A 1,907-nucleotide genomic window follows, 5' to 3' on the forward strand; every position below is an offset into this window, starting at 1 on the left:
CCGGCCGCTCACCCGCCATATGGTGAGGCCAGATTGCCGCACTGATGAAACAAGAATCATCAACGTGGTTGCATGGGTGAAAAAATCATTATGAGTACAACAGCAATCGGCACAGACCCCTATCAGGAAACAGTTTTATATTGAAGACCCGATAGTGAGTAGCTCACCGTAATAACACCTTATTTCTCGAACGCCTGATTACGCCTCGCTAATCGAATCTATAGCACTATACCCCTCATTGGCTTGTGCAAAAATAAATTCATTTATCTTTTGGTGAAGATATGTTTAACATTCAAATTCAGAATATATCTGAAGACAAAAAAATAAGTGTAATAACAATTACAGAAATAACTCCACCCCTTAAAAGATATATCGATGAGAATATCGTAAGCATTTGTGAAGGAGCCACAGACTCTGAGATTGATGATATAAAGCATCAATATCTAAACTTCCTATCAACAAAAAACACTACAACCAAGCACGGTTCAGTAGCAGAATTCTTCGTTCACTTATATCTTAGAAGCGAGGGATACAAGCAAGAATTTATGTTTTTCAATCTAGAGGAAGGCTCAATTAAAAAAGGGTTTGATGGTGTTTTCACTAAAAATAACCAAGAATTCATAGTTGAAAGTAAATCTGGGTTATCTAGTACACAGAAAATATCTCACTCTCTAAAATTAAGAGAAGCATATAATGATATTCGTGATTATGTGTCTGGAAAAACAACTAAAGGTAATAACAACCCTTGGCGTAATGCTTATAACCATGCATCACAAATAGATGTAAATACAAAAAAGAGCGTTAGAGAAAAGTTTAAAAAACTATCTCGTCTTTACGAGAAAAAAGAATTTAAAGATATTTCTGAATTCAATATAATCCCATGTTCTACCATTTTTATTTTAAACAATAAAAGCGACTCATCATCAAGCTACCATGATAATTTAACCAACACTTTAGATAGCTTTTCCGCAAACAGCATACATGCGGTATCCATAACTAAAAACACTTTCAATCAATTCATTAGCTATTTGGAGTCCTGATGGATACCAGTTTTTCATGGATATTAAATCACTCAGTGTTCGAAAGTGCCATTAGCAAATTAACTATTAATGCTGAACTGAGTGAAACAGAGAAAGAAGCCATACTGTCATGCGCTATCCTTTTTATAAAAGACTATTGCCAAGACAAGCGTTATCTTAAGCATTTTAAGTTCGGTTACTACTTAATATTGAAATATTGCGTAAATTATAATGATTATCAAGCATTATTTGATATAAGCACTAATTTTGGCTTATTCCCGATTACTAAATTTATTATTGAACATGAACTACACTCCAACGTAAACACTATATTTGGCATTAATTATCAATTGAAAAACTATGAGTACAAGGGAATCATTGAAACGTTAGAACAAAAAAATAGCCGCATTGCGCTAACAGAAACAGATCACACAGATAATGCATTGATAGCGCCCACTTCGTTTGGGAAAAGTTCATTAATTGTTGAGATAATAAAAAACTCAAACAGTAAAAAAATTGCTATTATCGTCCCGACAAAATCACTACTGGCACAAACCTATAAACTTATATCTAATCATATACGTGATAGGAATATAATTTTCCATGATGAGATGTATGATGATGAAGAAAGCTTTATTTGTGTTTTTACACAAGAAAGAGCTTTGAGGTTAATGAAAAGACCAGATGTATATTTCGATGTAATTATCATAGATGAAGCACACAACCTATTTGAATTCGATACAAGAAGCATTCTGCTTAGTCGCGTTATACGTAAAAACAAATCAAGAAGTAATGAATCAAAGTTTTTTTATTTATCTCCACTAATTAGCAATGCTGACAATTTGAAAACTCAAAAAAACCAAAATATAAATAGCTTTTCCATTCACC

The 1,907-nt window shown here is 32.9% G+C and carries 2 protein-coding genes; both read left to right on the top strand.

Features of this window, described 5'->3' with window-relative positions; translation table 11 throughout:
* Positions 1–281 precede the first annotated feature (281 nt).
* Complete coding sequence (locus tag AACS18_RS14620; protein ID WP_108612548.1) at positions 282–1,040, top strand: hypothetical protein; 759 nt, start codon at positions 282–284, stop codon at positions 1,038–1,040.
* Positions 1,040–1,907, top strand: an 868-nt coding sequence (locus AACS18_RS14625; protein WP_146184768.1) for a DEAD/DEAH box helicase family protein, incomplete at its 3' end; no start/stop codon positions are given. The genes AACS18_RS14620 and AACS18_RS14625, both read left to right, overlap by 1 nt.

It is taken from the genome of Aeromonas sp. HMWF015 (assembly GCF_963878965.1).
GTDB classification, from domain to species: domain Bacteria; phylum Pseudomonadota; class Gammaproteobacteria; order Enterobacterales; family Aeromonadaceae; genus Aeromonas; species Aeromonas veronii.

Bases quoted from the DNA above. Each gene is read 5' to 3' on its own strand.
- AACS18_RS14620 (WP_108612548.1), top strand. From the start codon at position 282: ATGTTTAACATTCAAATTCAGAATATATCTGAAGACAAAAAAATAAGT.